The organism is Porphyrobacter sp. AAP60, assembly GCF_001296025.1.
Lineage (GTDB): Bacteria > Pseudomonadota > Alphaproteobacteria > Sphingomonadales > Sphingomonadaceae > Erythrobacter.
This window is the reverse complement of sequence record NZ_LJHV01000002.1, coordinates 129440-152906: the sequence shown is the minus strand read 5'-3', so window position 1 is coordinate 152906 and position 23467 is coordinate 129440. Positions and strand designations below refer to the sequence as shown.

22 protein-coding genes, 2 tRNA genes and 1 pseudogene are annotated in these 23467 nt (G+C 62.8%); 15 read left to right on the top strand and 10 right to left on the bottom strand.

Annotation, left to right across the window (positions count from 1 at the left end; all coding sequences use genetic code 11):
- Window positions 1-16: 16 nt before the first annotated feature.
- Entirely contained in the window at window positions 17-1021 is a 1005-nt protein-coding gene (locus tag IP79_RS01245; protein ID WP_054117440.1) for an XdhC family protein, read from the top strand.
- 26 nt (window positions 1022-1047) lie between these two features.
- Here the strand turns inward: IP79_RS01245 and IP79_RS15735 are convergent.
- From IP79_RS15735 to IP79_RS01235, 3 genes and pseudogenes are all read right to left on the bottom strand, one after another.
- Window positions 1048-1527 (bottom strand): annotated as a pseudogene (locus IP79_RS15735) (nucleotidyltransferase family protein); the annotation flags it as partial.
- A 1-nt stretch (window position 1528) separates the two neighbouring features.
- Complete coding sequence (locus IP79_RS01240; protein WP_054117439.1) at window positions 1529-3793, bottom strand: xanthine dehydrogenase family protein molybdopterin-binding subunit; 2265 nt, start codon at window positions 3791-3793, stop codon at window positions 1529-1531.
- A complete protein-coding gene (locus tag IP79_RS01235; RefSeq protein WP_324608158.1) occupies window positions 3793-4281 on the bottom strand; it encodes a (2Fe-2S)-binding protein in 489 nt (162 codons plus the stop codon). Before IP79_RS01235 ends, IP79_RS01240 begins: the two co-directional genes overlap by 1 nt.
- Before the next feature lie 211 nt (window positions 4282-4492).
- Between IP79_RS01235 and IP79_RS01230 the strand changes: the two genes are divergently transcribed.
- The 6 genes from IP79_RS01230 to IP79_RS01205 all read left to right on the top strand — a co-directional run bounded on the left by IP79_RS01230 (window position 4493) and on the right by IP79_RS01205 (window position 9829).
- Complete coding sequence (locus tag IP79_RS01230) at window positions 4493-5401, top strand: HpcH/HpaI aldolase/citrate lyase family protein (protein WP_054117438.1); 909 nt, start codon at window positions 4493-4495, stop codon at window positions 5399-5401.
- Between the two features lie 70 nt (window positions 5402-5471).
- Window positions 5472-5885: a holin family protein gene (locus IP79_RS01225; RefSeq protein ID WP_054117437.1), complete on the top strand. Its 414-nt coding sequence runs from the start codon at window positions 5472-5474 to the stop codon at window positions 5883-5885.
- A gap of 48 nt (window positions 5886-5933) precedes the next feature.
- Complete coding sequence (locus IP79_RS01220; RefSeq protein ID WP_054117436.1) at window positions 5934-6374, top strand: type II 3-dehydroquinate dehydratase; 441 nt, start codon at window positions 5934-5936, stop codon at window positions 6372-6374.
- Window positions 6375-6481: 107 nt separating this feature from the next.
- On the top strand, window positions 6482-6994 hold the full coding sequence (gene accB, locus IP79_RS01215) for an acetyl-CoA carboxylase biotin carboxyl carrier protein (protein WP_054117435.1): 513 nt from the start codon (window positions 6482-6484) through the stop codon (window positions 6992-6994).
- Window positions 6995-6998: 4 nt separating this feature from the next.
- On the top strand, window positions 6999-8348 hold the full coding sequence (gene accC, locus IP79_RS01210) for an acetyl-CoA carboxylase biotin carboxylase subunit (RefSeq protein WP_054117434.1): 1350 nt from the start codon (window positions 6999-7001) through the stop codon (window positions 8346-8348).
- Window positions 8349-8518: 170 nt separating this feature from the next.
- Window positions 8519-9829 (top strand): NAD(P)/FAD-dependent oxidoreductase, encoded by a 1311-nt coding sequence (locus IP79_RS01205; RefSeq protein ID WP_054117433.1) that lies wholly within the window; start codon window positions 8519-8521, stop codon window positions 9827-9829.
- Here the strand turns inward: IP79_RS01205 and IP79_RS01200 are convergent.
- The 3 genes from IP79_RS01200 to IP79_RS01190 are packed head-to-tail and all read right to left on the bottom strand — an operon-like array spanning window position 9826 to window position 11132.
- Window positions 9826-10200, bottom strand: a complete 375-nt coding sequence (locus tag IP79_RS01200) for a hypothetical protein (RefSeq protein ID WP_156318011.1) — start codon at window positions 10198-10200, stop codon at window positions 9826-9828. The two genes, IP79_RS01205 and IP79_RS01200, sit on opposite strands and share 4 nt — an antisense overlap.
- Window positions 10201-10224: 24 nt before the next feature.
- Window positions 10225-10617: a GFA family protein gene (locus IP79_RS01195; protein ID WP_233994038.1), complete on the bottom strand. Its 393-nt coding sequence runs from the start codon at window positions 10615-10617 to the stop codon at window positions 10225-10227.
- A 53-nt stretch (window positions 10618-10670) separates the two neighbouring features.
- Window positions 10671-11132: an Lrp/AsnC family transcriptional regulator gene (locus tag IP79_RS01190; protein ID WP_054117430.1), complete on the bottom strand. Its 462-nt coding sequence runs from the start codon at window positions 11130-11132 to the stop codon at window positions 10671-10673.
- A gap of 272 nt (window positions 11133-11404) precedes the next feature.
- Here IP79_RS01190 and IP79_RS01185 point away from each other — a divergent pair, with 272 nt between their 5' ends.
- From IP79_RS01185 to IP79_RS01170, 4 genes are all read left to right on the top strand, one after another.
- On the top strand, window positions 11405-13180 hold the full coding sequence (locus tag IP79_RS01185) for a histidine kinase dimerization/phospho-acceptor domain-containing protein (RefSeq protein ID WP_054117429.1): 1776 nt from the start codon (window positions 11405-11407) through the stop codon (window positions 13178-13180).
- A gap of 17 nt (window positions 13181-13197) precedes the next feature.
- Window positions 13198-14199: a polysaccharide deacetylase family protein gene (locus IP79_RS01180; RefSeq protein WP_054117428.1), complete on the top strand. Its 1002-nt coding sequence runs from the start codon at window positions 13198-13200 to the stop codon at window positions 14197-14199.
- A 79-nt stretch (window positions 14200-14278) separates the two neighbouring features.
- Window positions 14279-14351 (top strand) — tRNA-Ile (locus IP79_RS01175).
- 27 nt (window positions 14352-14378) lie between these two features.
- Window positions 14379-14455 (top strand) — tRNA-Pro (locus tag IP79_RS01170).
- 111 nt (window positions 14456-14566) lie between these two features.
- Here the strand turns inward: IP79_RS01170 and IP79_RS01165 are convergent.
- A complete protein-coding gene (locus IP79_RS01165; protein ID WP_054117427.1) occupies window positions 14567-15982 on the bottom strand; it encodes a M28 family peptidase in 1416 nt (471 codons plus the stop codon).
- Between the two features lie 121 nt (window positions 15983-16103).
- On the opposite strand from IP79_RS01165, the gene ettA reads away from it, so the two are divergent.
- Complete coding sequence (gene ettA / locus IP79_RS01160) at window positions 16104-17777, top strand: energy-dependent translational throttle protein EttA (protein WP_054117426.1); 1674 nt, start codon at window positions 16104-16106, stop codon at window positions 17775-17777.
- Between the two features lie 113 nt (window positions 17778-17890).
- Complete coding sequence (locus tag IP79_RS01155) at window positions 17891-18535, top strand: diguanylate cyclase domain-containing protein (protein ID WP_156318009.1); 645 nt, start codon at window positions 17891-17893, stop codon at window positions 18533-18535.
- Window positions 18536-18537: 2 nt separating this feature from the next.
- Here IP79_RS01155 and IP79_RS01150 read toward each other — a convergent pair whose 3' ends face one another.
- Window positions 18538-19125 (bottom strand): pyridoxamine 5'-phosphate oxidase family protein, encoded by a 588-nt coding sequence (locus IP79_RS01150; RefSeq protein ID WP_054117424.1) that lies wholly within the window; start codon window positions 19123-19125, stop codon window positions 18538-18540.
- A 190-nt stretch (window positions 19126-19315) separates the two neighbouring features.
- Here IP79_RS01150 and IP79_RS01145 point away from each other — a divergent pair, with 190 nt between their 5' ends.
- Entirely contained in the window at window positions 19316-20407 is a 1092-nt protein-coding gene (locus IP79_RS01145) for an RcnB family protein (RefSeq protein ID WP_054117423.1), read from the top strand.
- 54 nt (window positions 20408-20461) lie between these two features.
- On the opposite strand, the gene IP79_RS01140 is transcribed toward IP79_RS01145, so the two are convergent.
- The gene (locus IP79_RS01140; RefSeq protein ID WP_233994037.1) at window positions 20462-21019 is read right to left on the bottom strand and encodes a cytochrome b; all 558 of its coding nucleotides are present in this window, start codon (window positions 21017-21019) and stop codon (window positions 20462-20464) included.
- A gap of 106 nt (window positions 21020-21125) precedes the next feature.
- Here IP79_RS01140 and IP79_RS01135 point away from each other — a divergent pair, with 106 nt between their 5' ends.
- Window positions 21126-21794: a prolyl hydroxylase family protein gene (locus tag IP79_RS01135; protein WP_054117421.1), complete on the top strand. Its 669-nt coding sequence runs from the start codon at window positions 21126-21128 to the stop codon at window positions 21792-21794.
- A 9-nt stretch (window positions 21795-21803) separates the two neighbouring features.
- On the opposite strand, the gene IP79_RS01130 is transcribed toward IP79_RS01135, so the two are convergent.
- Complete coding sequence (locus IP79_RS01130; RefSeq protein ID WP_197273703.1) at window positions 21804-23420, bottom strand: lysine--tRNA ligase; 1617 nt, start codon at window positions 23418-23420, stop codon at window positions 21804-21806.
- Window positions 23421-23467: the final 47 nt, after the last annotated feature.

Genomic DNA, 23467 nt, shown 5'->3' with positions numbered 1-23467 from the left:
AAAGCACGCCTCACGTATGAGCCGCTGGCGCCTGGCCGCACCAATCGACGATATCCGCGCGCCCTTGCAGGCAGTGCGCGGCTCAGCGACGCCTATCGCCATTGCCACTTTGGTGGAGGTCGATGGATCGGCCCCGCGTGATGTCGGGGCGCAGATGCTGATCACCGATGATGAATACTGGGGCTTTCTGTCGGGTGGCTGCATCGAGGCCGATGTCGCCCGCCACGGGCGTGAGGCGATGGCGGCGGATGCGCCACGCCTGCTGCGCTACGGCGAGGGCAGCCCGTGGATTGACATCAAGCTGGCCTGCGGATCGGGAATCACCGTGCTGGTCGAACCGGTTGCGGCTGATGATCCGGCACTTGCCGCCCTGTGCGACAGCTTCACAGCGCGCCAGCCGCTGCTGTGGTCAAGCGATGGGTCGCTGCGCCGGGCGCTCCGTGCTGACCATATCTTTGCCGATAGCTGGGACGGTGCCCGTTACTCCAGATACTTCGAGCCGCCGCTGCGGCTGGTGCTGGCGGGCGAGGATGGCGCTGCCCTGACGGCTGCAGCGCTGGCGCTGGAAATGGGCTGGCAGGTGGTGATGATTACGCCCGGCGGGCCCGATGCGCCGCCCTTCCCCGGCATTTCCTATCATCGCAGCAGTGCTGCCACCGCGATCGTCGCAACTGGCGTGGATCGCTGGACGGCGATCGCCGTGCTTTCGCATGACCGGGAGGATGACGAAAGCGGGCTGGCAGCCGCGCTGGCGAGCGATGCCTTCTATATCGGCGCGATTGGCGCACGGACGCGGCTGGAAGGTCGTTTGGCACGTCTGCGCGGGCACGGGGTGAGCGATGCGCAGATTGCGAGGCTGCACGCACCCATCGGGCTTTACGGCTTCGGCAAGTCCCCGCGCGAAGTCGCGCTTTCGCTGGTGGCAGAGGTTGCGCAGGCGTTCCACGCACGCTCGGCAGTCGCGAGATCTCCGGGCGTATCAATATCGAACAACACGCCGCCGGAATCGGTCTCGCAGTAAGCAACCTTTCCCGGGTGCTGTTTTAGCAGCGCGGCTGCACCCTGATCGCCGGTCAGGGTCAGAAGATCGGAAAAGGCGGCGCGGGAGAAGGCGACGGGGTGGCCGGGCTTGCCTGCGGCGCAAGGGCGCGCCGCGTAACCCGCCCCATTCGCCGCCGCGATCAGCGTGCCACAAAGATCGACCGGCACCAGCGGCATATCGCCAAGGAAGATGCACACGCCATCGCTGTCAGGCGAAATTGCGGAGACCCCGCTGCGCAAGGTGGCGGCCATGCCTTCGGCCCAGTCAGGCGCGTGAATGACCCTGCAGGCAAGGCCCCGCAAAGCCGATCCGATAGCATTATCATCAGCCCCCGTGACGACCAGAACCTCGGCAAAACGGCCTGCAACCACCTTTTCGACGACCCGCCGGATCACCGGCTGGCCAGCTAGCGATGCCAGCAGCTTTCCCCCGCCAAAGCGCCGACCTGCCCCGCCAGCGAGGATCAGCGCCGACCAGCCGTGCAACTTACGCCTTCGCCTGCGTCAGCAATGGCAGGGTGCGGATGCGCTTGCCGCTTGCCGTGCTGAGCGCATTGGCGAGCGCTGGCGAGGCAGGGGGCAGGCCCGGCTCCCCGATCCCTCCCGTTTTTGCGCCACTTTCGATGAAATAGACATCAATTGCGGGCGGTGCATCGGCCAGCTTGAGGATCGGGTAGTCGCTGAAATTGCTTTCTACCACCGCGCCCTTGTCGAGCGTTACCTGCTCGCCAATGGCAGAAGAAAGCCCCATGATCAGCCCGCCCGCAATCTGCGCTTCGGCGTTGAGCGGATTCACCGTGGTGCCGCAATCGACCACGGCCCATGCCTTGAGCACCTTCGGGCTGCCATCTTCTTTCACGCTGGCTTCAACCACTTCGGCGACAATGGTGCCGAAGCTTTCGACGATGGCAATCCCGCGTCCTACGCCTTCGGGCAGCGCACTGCCCCAGCCCGATCGTTTGGCCACCATATCCAGCACTGCGAGATGCCGCGATCCTGCGGGCAGGTGCTTGCTCCGGAACTGGTATGGGTCTGCCCCCGCCGCCGCGGCGAGCTCATCCATGAAGCTTTCGGTATAAAACCCGATCTGGGTTGCGTTAACCGAGCGCCACGGGCCGTCGATCTGGTTCGACTGATAGGCAAAGTGACGGCGCGATATGGCCGGGATGGCGTAGATGAACGGCACCTCGCCTTCGGCATTGCCGCTTTGCACGTAATCGGTGCGCCAGCCGGTGATGTTCCCGTCCTTGATCGAGGCTTTCAGCCCGGCGGATGATTGCGGGCGGTAAGTGCCGCGGCGCACGTCTTCTTCGCGGCTCCAGACCAGTTTGACGGGGTATGGCACCTGCTTGGCCAGAACCGCGATCTGATCGATGGCCTCGACAATATCGGGGAAGCGCCGGCCGAAACCGCCGCCCATGATCATCGGATTGAAGACGACGTTATCGACATCGATCCCCGCCGCCTTGGCCGCGCGGGCGCGGGTGGAGAGCGGGTCTTGCAAGCCGCCCCACAGCGTCAGCGTGCCATCCTTGTAATGGCCGGTCAGCGCAAACGGTTCCATCATCGCGTGGTGGAGGAAGGGGACGCGGTACTCTGCTTGGACCACCTTCGCGCCCGCCGTCTTGAACGCAGCGTCGACATCGCCTTCGCCGCCTTCATTGTCGGCCTTGCCCCCGCTGCGCAGCTTGTCCTGCGCGGCGTAGATTGCGGGTGAAGAAACCGCGGCATGGCCGCCGTCAGTGAACGTGGGGCTCAGCGCAGCCAATCCCTTGGTCGCAGGCCAATAGCCCTTGCCCACCACGATTACCGCATCTTCAAGCTTCACGACCTTCTCGACACCCTTGACCGCCAACGCGGGAGATTCGTCCACCGATTCCAGCTTGCCGCCGCGTACGGGCGCCGCAGAGATGGTCGCCACGCGCATATCGGGCAGGGTGAAATCGATCCCGTAAACCGCGCTGCCATCTACCTTGGCGGGAATATCCCGGCGCGGCACTGGCTTGCCGATCAGTCTCCACTGATCGCGGGTCTTGAGCACCGGATCTCCAGTAAGCGAGCGTTCCGCCGCGCCCGCCGCCAGCTCGCCGTAACGCAGCGACTTGCCCGATGCTGCGTGCAGAACCTTGCTATCCGCCGTGGTCAGTTCCTCAGCAGGAACGCCCAGCCTGTCAGCCGCTTCGGCGACAAGCGCCGCCCGCACTGCTGCGCCGGTCTTGCGCATCCCGACTTCGCCCGTGAAACGGATCGCGGAGGAACCGCCCGTGATCTGAAGCGGCAAAGAGCGCGCCATCATGCCAATGATCGCATCGGGCAGAAGGCCCGCTACCATTTCGCCCACCATCTCGGGCAGGAAGCCTTTGGCCAATGCCGCATTGGCGAAGGCGAGATCAGACGGCGCCTGTTCGATCTTCACCTTTTCCCAATCCGCATCCAGTTCGTCAGCCAGCATCTGGCCGAGCGCGGTGTGCGATCCCTGACCAAAATCGATGTGGGGCGAGTACACAGTCACCGTGTCATCTTCGGCGATTTTCATCCAGGTGTTGAAGCTGTGCTCGCCATCACCCGTAGTGAGCGCCTTGCCGCGCGCCTTGACGCTGCTGTCCGTCCACCAAACGCCGAAAATGCCGCCGCCCACCAGCAGCGCGCTGCCCGCAAGGAAGATACGGCGCTTTACGCCCTTCTTCTTCGGCTTGGTCGCGAGCGCTTCAGCCTCGGCGTAATCGAGTTCGGGATTGGGATTATCGGCCATCAGGCGTCTCCCTGCGGTGCGGTGGTTGCAGCGGCCTGACCGGTCGCTGTCAGGATGGCCTTGCGAATGCGCGGATAGGTGCCGCAGCGGCAGATGTTGGTCATCGCCTCGTCAATCTGCGCGTCCGAGGGAGAGCCGACCCGTTCGATCAGAGCCACCGCCGCCATGATCTGGCCGGACTGGCAGTACCCGCATTGCGGCACCTGCGCATCGATCCATGCCTGCTGGACTTTGTGCAGCGCCCCGTCAGCGCCTTTCAGCCCCTCGATCGTGGTGATGGATTTGCCCGCTATTTCGCTCAGCGGAACGCTGCAAGACCGCGCAACTGCGCCATCAATATGCACCGAACAGGCCCCGCAGGCGGCGATGCCGCAGCCGAATTTTGTGCCGGTCATCCCCAGATCATCGCGCAGCGCCCACAGCAGCGGCGTATCAGCCTCTGCCTCCACGCTCACAGGCTTGCCATTAACGGAAAATGCGATTGCCACAGCTGGCTCCCCCGGCTGGTTGAATATCCGTCTCTCATAGCAACCCGCTTGGTCTTGGGCCAACGGAAAGCGACGGCCTTGCCGACAAGCGCTTCGGCGGGTCCGGGGCCAAGTGGCAGGATGACGCATTGCTGCCGCTGTGCGTGGGCGTGGTGAAGGCTTGCAGCAGGCAAGCGCGCTTCGTAAGCGGGGGTGAGAGAAGGATTGCCCCATGCCCCACACCGCCCCCGCCCTCACCATGCCCAGAATGCGCTCGTGGCTGTTTGCCCCCGGCGATAGCGAGAAGAAGATGGGCAAGGCGATTGCCAGCCCGGCCGATATCGCGCTGCTGGATCTGGAAGATTCGGTTGCGCCCGAAAACAAGCCTGCGGCGCGGGCGATGGTGGCTGAACAAATTGCTGCGTCGGATGATCGCGCGCGGCTGTGGGTGCGGATCAATCCCATTTCAGGCTCGGATTGCATCGCTGATCTGGCTGCGATCATCCCCTCCCGCACCGGCGGGGTGTTTCTGCCCAAGGCCGAGGGCGCGGCCGACATTGTCCAATTGCATCACTATCTCACTGCGCTGGAAGCCGCGAACGGCATCCCCCTGGGCCGCACCCTGATTGCAGCGCTGGTGACGGAAACGGCAGCTGCGATGTTCAAGACGGGCGATTATGCGGGCGACTATCCCGGTAAGGCGCGGTTGGCGGCGATGAGCTGGGGTGCGGAAGACCTGTCCTCGGCATTGGGCGCACGCGAGCAGCGCGGCGCGGATGGCGGCTATTCGCACACTTACGAAATGGCGCGCAGCCTGTGCCTGATCGGCGCTTCGGCCGCGGGCGTGGCGGCGATCGAGACGGTACAGCCGGAGTTCCGTGATCTCGTGGCGTTGGAAGCCCGCGCCAAGTCGGTGCGGGCACAGGGCTTTCGCGGGATGCTGGCGATCCACCCCGCGCAGGTCGATCCCATCAACACTGCCTTCACGCCGAGCGTTGATGAACTGGCCCATGCCCGAAGCGTGGTCCAAGCCTTCGCCGATCACCCAGGCGCAGGCGTAGTGGCGCTGGACGGCGCAATGCTCGACCGCCCGCATCTGGCACTGGCGCAGCGACTATTAGCCGAAGCGGGCAAGAAGTAGGTTAAAACTCTTTCCTACGTTAACCTGATTGGTCATTTTTAGTGCGACTCATTCAAAGGGAGCGCAAAAAATGGCCATTCTCGACGTGCTGATCGGCCCGATTTCCTCGATCATCGACAAGATTATCCCCGACAAGGAGGCGCAGGCCCGCGCGAAGCTGGAATTGATCGCGCTCGAAGGGACGCAGGAAATGCGGATGATCGAAGCGCAATTGCAAGCGATCGTTGCTGAGGCCAATTCCCACGACCCCTGGACCAGCCGCGCCCGCCCCAGCTTCCTTTATGTGATGTACATCCTGCTGCTTACCGCCCTGCCAATGGGGGTGCTGAGCGCCTTCCACCCGCTGGCCGCGAGGGACATCGCGGCGGGAATGAACGCCTATCTGAATGGCCTGCCCGAGCCGCTCTATGCGCTCTTCGGCACAGGCTACCTCGGCTACACTGCAGCGCGCCAGTGGGGGAAGGTAAAGGGTGTGGATCGGTAGGGTCGAGAGCCCCTTCCCCACCCCCCACCTTCCCGCTATCTCCGCGCCATGACCAACCTCGTCTATGTCCTCAACGGCCCCAACCTAAATCTCCTCGGCACGCGCGAGCCGGAGATTTATGGCACCACCACGCTCGATGATATTGCCGGGATGCTTGAAGATCGCGCCCGCGATCTCGGGCTCGAGATCGAGATGCGCCAGACCAATCACGAAGGCATGATGGTCGATTGGCTGCATGAAGCGCAGGCCGAGGGCGCGCGCGCGGTGCTGCTCAATGCGGCGGCCTATACCCACACCTCCATCGCACTACTTGACGCGATAAAGGCGATCCGCACGCCGGTGATCGAGGTGCACCTCTCCGATCCCAAGACCCGCGAGACATTCCGCCATCTTTCCTATGTGGGGATGGCTGCTGCGATGACCGTTGAGGGCCACGGCGCGGATTCCTACCGCATCGCTCTCGAAGCCGTAGCGTCAGGCGAAGTCTGAATCGTCACCAGACTTTCACAATTTGCATCCTTGCCACTTGCCAGCCGCAATTCGCGGCAATAGTCCCCTGACGCTCAACGGGCGTTACACAATAACAAGGGACATACATGGCAAACGACGGTGGCCAAGGCAGCAAGTCGAACGGGCGCAAGTCCGGCATGAACATCGATACCGCGCTGGTGCGCGAACTCGCCGAATTGCTCAATGAAACCGGCCTGACCGAGATCGAGGTCGAGGATGACGACCGCAAGATTCGCGTGTCACGCGGCGCGGTTGCTGCGGCTGCGCCGGTCTATGCCGCTGCACCTGCGGCCGCTGCTGCGCCCGCGCCCGTCGCCGCCGCACCATCACCCGGCGAACCTGCCGCCCCCACCGGGCCGGACATGACCAATGCGGTCAAATCGCCGATGGTCGGCACCTGCTATCTCACCCCCGAACCGGGCGCTGCGCCCTTCGTTACGGTTGGGCAGGCAGTGAAGGAAGGCGACACGTTGCTGATCGTGGAAGCGATGAAGGTGATGAATCCGATCACCGCGCCGCGTGCTGGCACCGTCACCGCAATCCTGATCGAAACCGCCCAGCCGGTCGAATTCGACCAGCCGCTGGTCGTGATCGCGTAAGATCATGGGTATCAAACGCATCCTGATCGCCAATCGCGGCGAGATTGCGCTGCGCATCCACCGCGCGGCGCATGAAATGGGGATCGAGACGGTCGCGGTGCACTCCACCGCCGATGCCGATGCGATGCATGTGCGACTGGCGGATCACGCCGTCTGCATCGGCCCGCCCGCAGCTTCGGAAAGCTATCTCAACATCGCCAACATCATCTCGGCGGCGGAAATCGCGCAGTGCGATGCGATCCACCCTGGATACGGTTTCCTGTCGGAGAACGCCAAGTTCGCCGACATCGTCGAAGCGCATGACATCATCTGGATCGGCCCCAAGCCCGAACATATCCGCACCATGGGCGACAAGATCGAAGCCAAGCGCACCGCTGGCGTGCTGGGTCTACCGCTGGTCCCCGGCTCTGACGGCGCGGTTTCCGATATCGTCGAAGCCAAGGCGATTGCCGAAGCCGCTGGCTATCCGGTGATCATCAAAGCCGCTTCGGGCGGCGGCGGCCGCGGCATGAAAGTGTGCAACAGCCCGGACCAGCTTGAAACCCTGATCCAGCAAGCCGGATCGGAAGCGAAAGCAGCGTTCGGTGACGCTACTGTCTACATCGAAAAATACCTCGGCAACCCGCGCCATATCGAATTCCAGGTGTTCGGCGACGGCAAGGGCAATGCGATCCACTTGGGCGAGCGCGATTGTTCGCTACAGCGCCGCCACCAGAAAGTGCTCGAAGAAGCGCCCTCGCCCGTCATCAGCCCCGAAGAGCGCGCCCGCATGGGCGAGGTTTGCTCCAAGGCGATGCGCGACATGGCCTATCGCGGCGCGGGCACAATCGAATTCCTGTGGGAAAACGGCGAGTTCTATTTCATCGAAATGAACACCCGCCTGCAGGTCGAACACCCGGTGACAGAAGCGATTACCGGCGTCGATCTGGTGCGCGAACAGATCCGCATCGCCGAAGGCCGCCCGCTTTCGGTGACGCAGGATGAACTGGAGTTCCAGGGCCACGCGATCGAGTGCCGGATCAACGCCGAAGACCCGTTCAATTTTGCGCCGTCGCCGGGCCTCGTCACATATTACCACGCAGCAGGCGGGATGCATGTGCGCGTCGATAGCGGGCTGTATGCGGGCTACCGAATCCCGCCCTATTACGACAGCATGATCGCCAAGCTGATCGTTTACGGCCGCACCCGCGAAGGTTGCATCATGCGCCTGCGCCGCGCGCTGGAGGAAATGGTGGTCGAAGGGGTCAACACCAACATCAAGCTGCATCAGGAATTGCTGCGGCAGGATGACGTACTGAACGGCGATTATTCCATCAAATGGCTGGAAAAGTGGCTGGACGAACGGGTGGCGTGAAGGCTTCGTTCCACAAAGCAAGTCTCTGATGGAATTGATGCTGCATTGCAGCGCATAATCGCGTATCGCACCTGATAAGGGGCTGGATCGGGGGGCTCTTTTGCCATTGCGGCAAAGCTTCTCCCTGATCCCTGCCGCAACTGCGCCGCGGGGGCGCACAGGAGTGATGGATGAACCGCAAGACCCAGATCGTTGTCGTCGGCGGGGGCGCAGGCGGGCTTGAACTGGTCCGGCGGCTCGGCGCGAAATACGGGCGCAAGCGACACGACATCATTCTTGTCGACAAGAACCTCAGCCACATCTGGAAGCCGTTGCTCCACGAAGTTGCCGCTGGATCGCTCGACGCCAATCTCGATGAGGTCGGCTATCGCGGGCATTGCCACCGCTGGGGGTATCGCTTCTTTCAGGGCAGTCTTGACGGGATCGACCGGCAGGCCAAGACCATCAGCCTCGCGCCGGTGAAGGACGAGGACGGCAGCGAACTGATCGAAGCCCACACCATCCGCTATGATATTCTCGCGCTGGCGATGGGATCGGTGTCCAACGATTTCGGCGTACCGGGGGTGAAGGAACACTGCCTGTACCTCGATTCGCGTGTGCAGGCTGATCGCTTCCGCACCCGGCTGCTCAACCACTGTCTGCGCGTCAGCCGCGCGATGATGAACGATCCCGGCGCCAACGAGCAGGTACGCATCGCCATCGTCGGCGGCGGGGCGACTGGGGTGGAACTGGCGGCAGAGCTTTACAATGCCGCCGGCGCGCTGCGCCATTACGGGCTGGAAGTGTTCGACGAGAGCCGGTTGCATGTCACCCTGCTCGAAGCCGGACCGCGTATCCTGCCTGCCCTGCCGGAAAAGCTGGCTGCGGCGGCCAAACACGAACTGGGCCAGTTGGGTGTGCAAGTTCGCCCCGACGTGCAGGTGGTAGAGGCCCGTCCGCGCCAACTCGTCACCAAAACGGGCGAAGTGATCGAGGCGGATCTGATCGTTTGGGCGGCGGGCGTCAAAGGCGCTGAATTCGTGTCGGAACTGGGCCTTGAAACAAATGGCCGCAACCAGATCCTGGTGACCGACACGCTGCAGACGACAGTCGATCCGTCAATCTTCGCTATGGGCGATTGCGCCAGCTACACCGCGCCGGGCGAGGATCGCCCCGTGCCGCCGCGTGCGCAGGCGGCGCACCAGATGGCTGCAGTGGTGTTCGACAATATCTGCCGGATGCAGAAGGGCCGCCCGCTCAAGCATTTCGTCTATCACGACAATGGCTCGCTGGTGTCGCTCAGCCGGTTTTCGACCGTCGGCAGCCTGATGGGCAATCTGATCGGCGGCAGCATGGCGATCGAAGGGCGGCTGGCGCGGTTCATCTACACATCGCTGTACCGGATGCACCTGATCGGCATTCACGGCTGGGTCAAAGCCACGTTCCTGATGCTGGTTGGCCGGGTCAACCGTATCGTACGGCCCAAGCTAAAGCTGCACTAGAAGTCGATCTTGAGGCGTACCTCGCCGCCGTTCGCGTTCCAACCGCCGACACCCTTGTTGATCAGGTTCGCCTCGGCTGCAGCCTTGTCGGACAGCTTCAGGCGCGCGCGCGGGATGGCGCTGGCGAAACCGTCATCCACAGGGCCGACCAAAGGGCCGATGCGGGGCGAATAGCTGGTTCGATTGCACACTACGATTTCCCGATTGAAGGGATCTGGCACCTCTGGGGCACATTCTTGCGCCGCGTGGGCCAGCGGGCGCAGATCAATCACCAGCGTCCCATCGGCCCGTTGCTCCATCGGCAAGTGCGTCGGCACCTCGGCTTCGGCATGGATCGGTGGCGCTTGCGGCGGGAAAGGTGGTTCGGTCACCGGCATTGCCCCCTCCCGCCTTGTTCAATCGCCGAAGCTGAGACCCTGCGCCATCGCCTCGGCGATTACCTCAGGCCCCGTCAACATCGGGCTTTCCTGAGCAATATCATACCAATCGGGCTTCTCGTCGACGAAAATCTGCTGCTCGATGCCGAAGCCTTCGGGCAAATCAAACAGCCCCGCCAGAAACGAGCGCCCGCCGGTGGGGAGGAAGCGATACCAAAGGTTGCTGCCGCAGGTGCCGCAGAAGGCGCGCTCGGCCCAATGGCTGGAACGATAGACGGTCACAGCGTCCTCTCCCGACACCTCCGCCACCTCTCCCTTAACACCGGCATAAAACGCACCGCCCCAGCGCTGACACATCGCGCAGTGGCAGATATCCACCTCGGCCTGCATCGCCGTGACGGTGATCGTCACCGCGCCGCACAGGCAGTGCCCAGTTATGGGCTCAGCAAGGCGGGCAGCTTCGCTCACAGGGGGACGCCGGGTTCCTGTTTGGCGGTGCGGATCGTCAGCGACGTTTTCACGCTTTCCACATTGGGCGCGGGCGTCAGCTTGCCGGTCAGAAATTCCTGAAAGCTCTGAAGATCCTTGCTTACAACTTTGAGAATAAAGTCGATTTCGCCGTTGAGCATGTGGCATTCGCGCACTTCGGGCAGCGCCCGCATGTGTTCCTCGAACTCGCGCAGGGAGCTTTCTGCCTGGCTCTTCAGACTGACCATCGCAAACACGGTGATGGCAAAGCCCAGCTTGGATGGATCAAGATCGGCGTGATAGCCGCGGATCACTCCATCTTCTTCCAGCCCGCGCACGCGGCGCAGGCATGGCGGCGCAGTGAGACCGACGCGCTGCGCCAGTTCGACATTGGTGACGCGGCCTTCCGCCTGCAATTCCGCCAGCAGGCGGCGGTCGATTTCGTCAAGATTGGCCACTTGGCTGAAGCTCCCCAAACACACCCGCATTCACCACCCGGCAACGCCCTGTGCGCTATATTCACAATGAAACAAGAGGCGCGCCCAATGGCTCGCTTCGCTAATATTATTAGGTCTGCCAGCAATTGTCCCGCTTTGCAACGCGCCTTGAACGGCTGCGTGTGACAATTGCCGCATCCTGATAGAACGAGCAGTAAGGATGGGGGTGCTGCGCCCTCAAACCGGTCTTGCATGCAGCGATTCGGCGCAGTGCGCCGCCACGGGAGTGTCTTTTGTTTTTCGATGACCGCCTTGCCACAGTGCTGCGACAGCGCGCCACGGGCGAGGCGGGCTTGCGCACGCAATACCGGCAATTGCTTGATCTTCTGGGCAAGGATCGCGCGCGCGGAGGTGAAACAGCGGATCACAGCCTGCTGGCAGCGGCGTGGCTGCGGATGGACTTTCTGGCCGAGGCAATTCCTGCGGCTGAACGCGCCCACATGATCCGCGAGCCCGGCTGGCGGTTCCGCAGCCCCGATCTTGCAGCCCATCTTGCCGAACACGAACCCGAAGTGGCTTCGGCAGCGCTCAACCGGGCTGATCTTGCGAACGAGGATTGGGCCGCGCTGATCCCGCGGCTGCCGGTGCGTGCCCGCGGGTTCCTTCGCAACCGCCGCGATCTGCCGATCGATGTCGAAGCGCTGCTGGCGCGGCTGGGCGTGCATGATCGCGGTCTGCCTGCGCCTGATGCCGTTGTTGCCGCAGCCCCGCCGCCAGCGCCCGGCCCGGTCGCGCCCCGCGGCGATACGCCAACCATCGTACCGCTGCGCACCGTAGCCACTGTGCCACCCATGCGCGATCGTGACCGCGATGATACGGGACGCACCGAAATTTCAGCGCTGGTCGAACGTATCGCCCAGTTCCGGCGTGACCGCAGCGAAACACAGCCGGATCTCGAACGCTCCCCCCGCCTGCCGCTCGGCGAACTGCCCGAGCGCGTCAATCGCATTGCGACGAGCTTCGGCTTTGCCACCGACACCACCGGGCGCATCACGTGGGCCAGCACCGAAGTTGCCCCGATGGTGATCGGGACACGATTGTTCGCAGGGTCGCGCCTCGGCGAAGACGATGCGGAAGGCGTCGCAATCGAACGCGCCTTCGCGCGCCGCCAGCCGATAACACGGGCACCGATAAACCTTGAAGGCGCGCCCGCAATCACCGGCGCATGGATCATCGATGCGGAACCGCGATTCAGTGAGGTAGGCCATTTCGCCGGCTATTTCGGTCGTCTGCGCCGTTTGTCGGCACAGCCCGGCGCCGAAGACAGGCCAGAGGCACGCGAGGCTGACCGTATCCGCCAATTGCTGCACGAACTGCGCACCCCTGTCACCGCTGTGCAAGGTTATGCCGAAGTGATCCAGCAGCAATTGTTCGGCCCGGCCCCGCACGAATATCGGGCCATGGCCGCAGCGATTGCTGCGGATGCGGCACGCATTCTTGCAGGATTCGAGGAGCTTGACCGGTTGGCCCGGATGGAAACCGGCGCAATGGCGATGGATGCGGGCGAAACCGATCTTGCTGCCCTTGTTCGCAGGACCGCCGGACAGATTGCGCCGGTGCTGGAACCGCGCGGCGCGGGATTGGTGCTGACTCTGCCGGAAACCACCATCATGCTCGCCGCCGTTGACCCTGATGACGCCGAGGCGCTGGTGTGGCGCATGCTGGCCAGCCTGGCAGCCGCCTGTGACGCGGACGAACAGCTCACAATCGGGATCGAACCCCTGATCGGGGCTAAAGGCGCATTCGTGCGCCTTACCTGCACCCTGCCCGTCCGGCTTGCCTGCGAAGACAATCTGTTTGCGGCTACAACCCGCACATCCGACAGCGCGATCAATGCCGGTCTGTTTGGGGCCGGTTTCGCGCTGCGGCTTGCCCGCGCCGAAGCGCGCAGCGTTGGCGGCACCTTGCTGCGCGATGGTGATGCGCTGGTACTGTCCCTGCCGCTATTGACCGGAGCGGGCGACCTTCCTAGCGCCGCAACCGGTGACGTTCACGCAAACTCGGCGTGATACGCGGGGGACGCGCGATGGCGACCAGATCGATGCTTGATGTGCCGCCCGCCGGCACCGCAGCGGCATTTGCGCCCGATTTCGGGCAGCGGGTGCTGCTGACAGTGGATACCGAAGAGGAATTCGACTGGAAGGCTCCTTTCCGGCGCGACGGGTACGGGCTCAGCCATGTCGCTGCGATCGCCCGCTTCCAGAGCTTTTGCGAAAACATCGGCGCGCGCCCTGTCTACTTGGTCGATTGGCCGATCGTGAACGATGACCGCGCGGTAGAGATCATCGGGGATGCAGTGCGGCGCGGCACGGCCGAGGTTGGCTTGCAACTGCACCCCTGGGTCAATCCGCCCTTCGATGAAGAGCTTTGCGTGCAGAACTCTTTCGCAGGTAATTTGCCGCGGGATCTGGAGGCCGCAAAGTTCATGGCCCTGCGCGATGCGATCGAAGCCGCCTTCGGCGCCGCGCCGCTGTGCTACCGCGCGGGCCGGTACGGGCTTGGCCCGCATACTGCAGACTTGCTGAAATCCGCCGGGATCAGGCTGGACACCTCGGTACGAACGCTGTTCGATTACAGTGCGCAAGGCGGCCCCGACTATAGTCGCCACCCGCTGCTGCCGTACTGGGTCGATGACGATCAAGAGTTGCTGGAGCTGCCTGTTACCAGCGTTTATTGGGGGGCATTGCGCAGGTTCGGGCCGTTTCTGCACCGCGCTCAGCGGCATGTGCCGACCTTCTTTTCGGGCTTTTCGCGCTTCAATCTGCTCGAACGCATCGCGCTGACACCCGAAGGGGTCACGCCCGAAGAGGCGCTGCGCGGTATCGAAATCGCGCTCGGCGCAGGTGTGCCGGTGCTGGTGCTGTCATTCCACAGCCCGACACTCGCCCACGGCCACACGCCCTACACGGCTACTCCGCAAGCGGTGGAGCGATTGTATGACTGGTTTTCGGCGATCTACGCGGAACTGGCGCAGCGCGGGGTGCAATCGACCACTGTGGAAGAAATCATCGCAGCCAGCGACAAGTAAGGCTGCATCACCGCTTGTTTCCATCGCAATCGCAGAGTAGGGGCGATCCTCGTTCTGCAGACCGGTGCCCTTTCCCAGGGGGCCTGTAGCTCAGCGGTTAGAGCTGGCCGCTCATAACGGCTAGGTCGCGGGTTCGAATCCTGCCGGGCCCACCGGGGCGGGGCGAGGTGAAAAAGTGTCGGGGAGTAGCGCAGCCTGGTAGCGCATCTGGTTTGGGACCAGAGGGTCGCAGGTTCGAATCCTGTCTCCCCGACCACTTTACCTTTTATCAAGCAGCCTGACGTCTACCGGCTCTGCCCAGCCAGGCCAAGATGGCCGGGGCTGCTTCCTGCCACTACACGGACTGAAAGCAGCACGCCGCCCCCGCCTATTGCGCCTGCATGATTGCGGGCGCAGCCGGAACCGGGGTGCCGGTGGGGATTGCGGTTTCCTCGTTCGCGAGAATGCCCACCACCTGCGTCCACACCGCAACATTCTGGCGCAATTGCACGATGTCGATCTTGTCGAGCGTGTCGTCCGGCGTGTGGTGCAGATCGAAGTAGCGGGTGCCGTCTTGCTGCAAGTCGATCAGCGCGCCCTTCTGGTCGCGCACGATGTTGAGATCGGCCCCGCCAGTGGCGGCATCGGTGCCGGCCGAAACGCCGAAGCGGGCCACGGCAGATGCAATACGCTTGTGCAGCGCGGGGTTGGTTTCGCGGAAGTTCGAATCGAACCGCCAGATGCGATCAGCGCCGAAATCGCTCTCCAATCCAACCGCGATAGGCTCCTCCAGGTGCGCCTTGCTATAGGCTTGGCTGCCCCAGAGCCCGGTTTCCTCCGCTCCAGCCATCAAAACACGGATCGTTCTGAGCGGCTGGCCCGATTGTTTCACGTGAAACATTGCCGCTGCAATAATGCCGCAACCCGCGCCGTCATCAAAAGCGCCCGGCGCGTTCCACCAGCTGTCGATATGGCAGGCGAGCAGCACCGGCGGCAGCGACGGGTTCCGCCCGACAACCTCGCCCACCACATTGCCGCTTCGGGTCTGGCCCAATTGGCGCGGGTTCAGTTCCAGTTTCAATGTGATCGGACGCCCACCGGCGCGCGCGAACATCCTTTCGAGATTTTCCGCGTCAGGCAGGCTCAACGCGCCCGCAGGGGTCGGCTTCACGCCTTCGGGAAAACTGGTGCCGCCGGTGTGGGGGTTGCGGTGGTAATCCGTGCCGACCGACTTGATGACAGTGGCAATCGCGCCCTTGCTCGCCGCGATCCCAGCGCCAACCCAGCGTGCCGGCCCGGCAAATCCGTAATGCGAACCATCCTGCGCGGGGCGCATCTGGTGGCTGATATAGGCGATCTTGCCCTTCAGGCTGCCCGCAGGCGCGGCGCGTAGTTCATCGACCGTGCGGAAGAAAACCACTTCGCCCTCGATCCCGCCCGCATGGGTAGCGGCGGAATTGCCCAGCGGCAGCACCACCAGATCCTGCGCAAACGGGCCGGTCACGCGGGCGCGGGCGATGTCGCCGGGCACCCAGGTGTCCATCATGAAGGGCTCGTCAGCGACATTGGCAAAGCCTTTGGCCTTCAGCCATTCCACCGCCCATGCACGCGCACGCGCTTCGGCCTCGGTTCCGGCCTGCCGCGGGCCGACTTCGGTTGTGATCCCCTCGACGAAGTCCCAGGCTACCGTATCGGATGCGAGCGCCTGATCGGCCTGCGCCTCCAGCGTCGGTGCCTGCCCAACGGCAGCGGTGGAAAGCGGGGCGAGCGAAAGCGCAAACAGCGCGGCAAGTGTGCGGTTCATGGGCAGCAGTGCTATCGTCCGCCTGCTCGCAAGTCTAGCCGCTTGCCCTTGCCTCTCCCCTTCCCTATTTGCGCAGCCAAACCTGCCGACCTTAATTCTTGATCCTTGAAGGACTGATCCGATGGCCGCCCAATACGCCTTTGTCATGAAGGACATGACCAAGACCTTCCCCGGTGCCCAGAAGCCGGTGCTCTCCAATATCTCGCTGCAATTCTATCAGGGTGCAAAGATCGGCATCGTCGGCCCCAACGGTGCGGGCAAATCGACCCTGATCAAGATCATGGCGGGGATCGACACCGATTTCACCGGCGAAGCATGGCCGGGCGAAAACATCACTGTCGGTTATCTGGAGCAGGAGCCGGAGCTTGATGAGAGCAAGACCGTGCTCGAAAACGTCAAGGATGGCGCACGCGGGATCGCCGACATGGTTGACCGCTTCAACGAAATCAGCGCGCTGATGTGCGAGCCGGATGCCGATTTCGATACGCTGGGCGCGGAAATGGGCGAATTGCAGGACAAGATCGATTCGGTCGATGGCTGGACGCTCGACAACCAGCTCGAAGTGGCGATGGAAGCATTGCGCTGCCCACCGGGCGACTGGCCGGTGAAAGACCTGTCAGGCGGGGAAAAGCGCCGCGTCGCGCTGACCCGGCTGCTGATCCAGAAGCCTTCGATCCTGCTGCTGGACGAGCCGACCAACCACCTCGATGCCGAAAGCGTACAGTGGCTCGAAAACCACCTCAAGGAATATGCCGGCGCGGTGCTGATGATCACCCACGACCGTTACTTCCTTGATAATGTGGTGGAATGGATTCTCGAACTCGATCGCGGCAGCTACTACCCCTACGAAGGCAACTACTCCACCTACCTGGAGAAGAAGGCCAAGCGGATGGAGCAGGAAAACCGCGAGGAAAGCGGCAAGCAGAAGGCCTTGCAACGCGAGCTCGAATGGATCCGCCAGACCCCCGCCGCGCGTCAGACCAAGAGCAAGGCGCGCGTGCGCAAGTTCGAAGAATTGCAGAACGCGCAGGATAATCGGGCGCTTGGCAAGGCGCAGATCGTGATCCAGGTGCCCGAGCGGCTGGGTAGCAAGGTAATCGAGGCGAAGAACATCACCAAGGCTTATGGTGACAAGCTGTTGTTCGAAAACCTCAGCTTCATGCTGCCGCCGGGCGGCATCGTCGGCATCATCGGCCCGAACGGCGCAGGCAAGTCCACGCTGTTCAAGATCATCACCGGAAAGGAACAGCCCGATAGCGGCACGATCGAAATCGGCAGCACCGTACACCTTGGCTATGTTGACCAGAGCCGCGACCATCTGAACCCGGCCAATAATGTGTGGCAGGAAATCAGCGACGGGCTGGATTACATGACCGTCAACAAGCAGGAAACCTCGACCCGCGCCTATGTTGGCGCGTTCAACTTCAAGGGCGCAGACCAGCAGAAAAACGTCGGCAAGCTTTCGGGCGGTGAACGTAACCGCGTGCACATGGCCAAGATGCTGAAACAGGGCGGCAACGTGCTTCTGCTTGACGAGCCGACCAACGATCTGGACGTCGAAACGCTGGCCGCGCTGGAAGATGCGATTGAAAACTTCGCGGGCTGCGCGGTGGTAATCAGCCACGACCGCTTCTTCCTCGATCGCCTCGCCACCCACATCCTCGCCTTTGAAGGCAACAGCCATGTCGAATGGTTCGAAGGCAACTTCGAAGCCTACGAGGAAGACAAGCGCCGCCGTCTGGGCGATGCGGCCGACCGCCCTACCCGCCTCGCTTACAAGAAGCTGACGCGGTAAGCCTTGGAAACTGCGGGGTGCGGACGCGCGCACCCCGCTTCGTTTACGCTCCCTTAACCAGACCTACGTCACTCTCCTTAGCGATAAGATGATCGCAAGGGGGCAGCGGGGGCGTGTTTACCGGAATCGAAGTGCCACTTGAGGTGGCGGTAGTTCTGTGTGCGTTGTGCCTTGGCGTGGGCGCAGCGGTCAGACATCGACAATTGCTGCACCGTGCTGTGCCGCGCCGCAGCCCGCTAAAGGATTTGTTGAGCCGAGATACGCTCGGTCCGGCAATCAATTTGGCCAACCGCCGCAAGGCGATGCGCCAGACATCCCACGCCGTGTTGCATGGGCGGATCGACCAGATGGAAGGTATGCACGGTGTCTGGAACGCCGAATTGCGCGATCAGGTCGCCAATATCATGCGGGCAGGATTACGGCGCGGCGACAGCTTTTCAGACATTGACGGGGATGGCTTCACGATCGTCGTTCCCGGCGCCGACGAACAGAACGCCAGCCGGATCGCCCACCGCCTGCGCCGCAGCCTGGCGCAGCTTCGCGATACCTATCCAGCCGGATTATCCGGCATTACCGCAAGCTTCGGTGTCGCTGCTGGACACCGCTGTGACAATGACAATCTGATGATCATGCGCGCGCGGGCGGCGCTGAAGGCAGCAATTGCTCGCGGCGAGGATCATGTCATCGCCGCAAGCGATATCGAGGAAGTCATGTATCTTCCTGCCCCTGCTCCTTCATCGACAGCTTCTGCAGCCTGAACCTAGGGCGCGACCCAGCGGCCCTGCCAGTCCGGCACCTCACCACGGCGTGAAAACTGTGCGCGGACATGGCCGGTGTGGGCAAGATAAAGCCAGTCGAGATCGGTAATGGTGATCATCAGCAACGCGAAGTTCTCGCGTGCCGGGATCAGTTGCGTATCATCGGGTTCGGCCCCTTCGAACTCTGCCGGAAGGCCCGATGTCGGCGTATCTGAAGCCGCCCCTGGCCCATCGCCCAGATAACACCGCCGCGCAAAATTGGTGCTGGCAGCCCACGCATCATCGACCAGTTGTCCGGTGGTCAGAATCTCCCCCTTGCCCCGCGCCCGGATCTGCACCTTGGCGCCCTTGTCATAAAACAGGACTGCGACGCGGGGGTCGGCCGCAATGACCCTGGCCTTGGGAGCGCGGGCATCCGTGTGCAATCGCAGCGTCATGTGCGTGCTGTCAAAAGCGCGCAGCACCATCACCCGCGCATCGACATCGCCCGTGACGATGACCGGTGCATGCATCGGTGATTTGCGATCACGTGGTGCGCGGATCAGGCGGTTGAGGCAATCGGTGCGGACGTCTTCAAGCGTTTCGAACATTGCACGCAGCCTTTGGTCGCAATCCCGATCCCGTCAAGATGCAGGAAGTCGGAACGCAAGATTGTTCATTTTATCCGCATTTTTTCTGAATATCGGCAACCCGGTTAATCGCCGCGACAGTCTGCATCGTCTATTCCAGACTTCTCAACTAGCCGCTTGTGGTGGGCCGGCGATACTGGAGGTACTCACGATGACGAACCTTTTCGCCAAAAGCGGATCGCTGGCAGCTTTGGCGCTGGCGCTCGCCTTTACCCTTCCCGCCACGCCCGCCGAAGCACAGAACCGGTCAGAAGCCCGCGGGCAGGCCCGTGCCGACCGGCCGCAGATGCGCTCTGAAAACCGCGGTGGCCGCTCCGAAGCGCGGGCACAGCGTGCCGTTCGCCCGCAGCGGGCCGAATCGCGCCCCGACCGGCCTGCTGCGCGCGGGTTTGGCAGCGATGTGATCAACCGCGCACAGCAGGTTGAACGCGCCCAGCGGGTCGATCGCCGGAGCGAGGTGCGCGCCAATCGTATCGACCGCCGCAGCGAGGTGAGGGCCAATCAGGTCGACCGCCGCAGTGAAGCGCGGGCCAACCAGGTGGAGCGGCGCGGAGACTTCCGTGCAGGCCAGCTTGATCGCCGAGGCCGCGACGTTGCCGCCGCGCGGGTTGACCGTCGCACCGATATCCGCGCCGATCGTATCGAACGTCGCGGGGATGTCCGCGCCAACCGGATCGAGAATCGCGGGGATCGCCGCGCTGACCGGGTGGAGTTCCGCGGAGACCGGCGCGCCGACCGCATCGAAACCGGTCGCAATGGCTGGCGCGGCAACGATATTCGCCGTGACAACTGGCGCGATGGTCGCCGTGACAATTCGCGCGATGGTCGCCGTTACGATGGCCGGGGAAATGACTGGCGGCGTAACAACTGGCGGCAGGATGACTGGCGCTGGAACTGGCGCGGCCGTGATGGCTGGGACAACCGCAATTTCAGCCGCTGGGATCGCGGCTGGCGTTCGAACCGCAGCTACAACTATGTCGATTTCCGGCGCAGCAACCGCTTCCATTATCGCCCCGGGCCCTATTACGCCCCATTCCGGTCGCACGCTTACAGCCGGGTCGGCATCGGGTTCTTTCTCGATAGCCTGTTCTTCCAGCCGCGGTTCTTCATCAGCGATCCGATCTCCTACCGCCTGCCTCCGGCCTATGGCCCTTACCAGTGGGTGCGGTATTATGATGATGTCCTGCTGGTGGATATCTACACCGGCGAAGTGGTCGATGTGATCAACGACTTCTTCTGGTAAGGCAAACTACATTCGAAGAACCCCGCCAGAGCAATCCGGCGGGGCTTTTCTTTGTTAGCCCCTGACCTTGCCGAAAGGCAGTATCCGGAAAATCGTGCCATCCTTGTCAATCAGCGTGTGCTTGAGCGTGGCGAGGATGTGCACCGCAATCAGCACCAGCAACGCAGTGCCGGAAATCGCGTGGATATCGAAAATCTGGCCGGCCAGATCGGGGTTTTCAGGCACGGGCAAAGGGGGGACGGTGATGATGTTCCAGACATTGATCGGCGCACCGCGAAGCGACATTGCAAACCAGCCCGCCAGCGGCATCACCAGCATCAGCGTGTACATGGCAAGGTGCGTAGCCTTGGCCAGCCTGCGCTCCCAACCGGAATGACCTGCCACCGGTGGCGGCGGAGCGTTAATCTGTCGCCAGATGAAGCGCGTTGCGACGAGTGCGAAAATCACCACGCCCAGCGCAAAGTGGTTGCCCATGATCTCGCTACGCGCCGCGCGGTCGGGTGCGTGTTCGGCCGCTTCGGCAATCCGCCAGGTGACAATGACCGCGATTCCCACCAGCCAGTGCAAGGCCATGGCCAGACCAGAATATTTTGACTTCGGATTAAGGCTCATCAATATCCCTCCGCGATCCCCGGCAACAAGGTCTAGCATTCCTGCAAGCCCGCGCAATCAGTCTGATGCTTTGCACCGCCCGCCCGGCTTGCTAGCGTCTCAGGCGATGAATGCAGCAAGCCTTATCCCCGATCAGCACGCGCTTGCCGAAGCCGGGTCGCAGGTGCGCACGCGGTTGGCGGCGAATGCAGCGGCCTACCGGATCGAGAACCCGGCGGTCGAACTGTTCGCCATTGGCGATTTCGTCGGTTCGGCAGAGTGCGAGACGCTGTGCGCGATGATCGACGCAGTGGCGCGCCCGTCCTCGCTTCACGAGGTCGATTACGCGAGCGGCTTTCGCACCTCATATTCCGGTGACCTTGATCCGCGTGACCTGCTTGTCACAGCAATTTCTTCGCGGATTGATGCGCTGCTGGGCCTCGATCCTGCGATCGGAGAGCCGATCCAGGGCCAGCGTTATCGTCCCGGCCAGCAATTCAAGCCGCATAATGACTGGTTCTACACGTCGGAAGCTTACTGGCCGCAAGAAGAAGCGCGCGGCGGGCAGCGTTCATGGACGGCGATGGCCTATCTCAACGATGTTGAAGCTGGCGGCGCGACCTTGTTCAGCGCGCTCGGCATTCAGATCGAGCCCAAGGCGGGCGCGCTGCTGGTGTGGAATAATGCCTTGCCCGATGGCAGCCCCAACGAAACCACGCTCCACGCCGGGATGCCGGTGCTGGCTGGCACGAAATACATCATCACCAAATGGTATCGCACCCGCCAGTGGCGATAGGGAAGCGGGCTATGCCTTAGCCAGCGCCTCGGCGATCAATTGGCGGGTTGGCGTGATGCCATAGAGTGCGATGAAGCTGCCCATGCGCGGGCCTTGTTCGCTGCCCAGCAGGGTTTCATAAAGCGCCTTGAACCAGTCTCGCAGGCTCTCGAAGCCGAACTCCTCCTGCTTGCCGATTTCATAGACTATGGTCTGCAGGTCTTCGGCGCTGGTGGCCGGATCGGCTGCGGCCAGCGCATCATCCAACGCCCTCAAAGCGGCCACCTCGCCGCCGGCTGGCGCGCGCTTGGCGAGCGTGGGCGCGACGAAATCGCGGTTATAGGCGAGCGCCTTGATCACCAGTGTATCAAGCGCCGGATGCGCGGCAGGATTGGCATCCGCGACATAATTGCCGAGATACGACCACACCGCTTCGCGCGTCGCGCCCGCACCCAGCACGCCGACAAGGTTCAGCAGCAGGCTGAATGGCACGGGCAGCGCATCGCCCGCCCCCGGGGCTTCAGCGCCTGCGTGGCTTTCATTAGCGCGCAGCAGGTGCCACACCGGATTGCCCAATTGCTTGTCGATATCCTGCCCCGGCAAGGCAGCACGGAACTGCCAGTAATCATCCACCGCCTTGGGGATTACGCCGGCGTGAAGCTGCTTGGCGCTTTTGGGATTGGCGAAGATGTAATGACCAAGGCTTTCTTCGCTGCCATATTGCAGCCAGTCTTCGATCGACAGGCCATTGCCCTTGGACTTCGATATCTTCTCGCCCTTGGCATCCAGAAACAGCTCATAGATCAGGCCTTCGGGCTTGTGGCCGCCCAACACGCGGGCGATCTTGCCCGACTGGATGCCGGAATCGGTCAAGTCCTTGCCATACATCTCGTAGTCGACGCCGAGCGCCACCCAGCGCATCGCCCAATCGACCTTCCACTGGCACTTCGCCATACCGCCCAAGGCCGATTGTTCGACCGTGCTGCCGTCCTCGTCGGTGAAGCGGATGAGCCCGGCCGCCGCGTCCACGACTTCAATCGGCACCTGAAGCACAGCACCGGTTGTCGGGCTGATCGGCATGACCGGCGAATAGGTCTGGCGCCGCTCCTCGCCCAAAGTCGGCAGCATGATGTCGAGAATCGCGCCGAAATTGGCGAGCACGCCCTTCAGCGCATCATCGAACTTGCCCGAATTGTAGCAGTCGGACGAACTGACGAATTCATATTCGAACCCGAACTGATCAAGGAAGTCGCGCAGCATCGCATTGTTGTGCGCGGCAAAGCTATCGAACTTTTCGAACGGATCAGGGATGCGCGACAATGGCTTGCCAAGATGCTGCGCCAGCATTTCGCGGTTCGGCACATTGTCGGGCACCTTGCGCAGCCCGTCCATATCATCCGAAAACGCCACCAAACGCGTCGGCGCGCCGCCGGTCAGCGCCTCGTAAGCGCGGCGGACGAGTGTGGTGCGCAGCACTTCCTGAAAGGTGCCGATATGCGGCAAGCCCGACGGACCATAACCGGTTTCGAACAGCACGCCGCCGTCTTTGCCCTGCGGCAATCGCTTCGCAAGGCGCTGCGCCTCCTGAAACGGCCAGGCTTTGGAGTTTTGGGCTGCGGTGATGAGAGCTTGCGGAGTGATGGTCATGGTGCGGTGGCTATTAGGCATGGCGGACAGGCTTGCAAGCGTGCGTT